Here is a 262-nt window from a genome sequence, read left to right as displayed (position 1 = left end):
GATCAACGCGCTAATCAAAGAGTTAAACTTACCTTTATGGGGAGTACAACGTCCATTAGTCGCAATATGGTTAGGTATTGAAGACAATTGGCGCAGAGAATTAGTAACACAAGAAAGTTACCCGCAATTAGAGCAGTTAATTTATGACAAAGCAGGGCGTCGTGGTTTACCTGTCGTTGTTCCATTACTTGATTTACAAGATCGACGTCTAGTAGGTATTCCTGAGGTATGGGGTAACTTTTCTGAACCAGTAGAAGAGGCC

At 41.6% G+C, this 262-nt stretch carries 1 protein-coding gene; it reads left to right on the top strand.

The features are described 5' to 3' along the window. Window positions 1-262: DUF2066 domain-containing protein (locus AAEZ18_RS19090; protein WP_352255993.1), on the top strand; the 262-nt coding region annotated here is incomplete at both ends.

The organism is Pseudoalteromonas sp. 19-MNA-CIBAN-0066, from assembly GCF_040308705.1.
Taxonomy (GTDB): domain Bacteria; phylum Pseudomonadota; class Gammaproteobacteria; order Enterobacterales; family Alteromonadaceae; genus Pseudoalteromonas; species Pseudoalteromonas nigrifaciens.
Note: the sequence above shows the minus strand (reverse complement) of the source record. Positions and strands in the feature narration are given on the sequence as shown.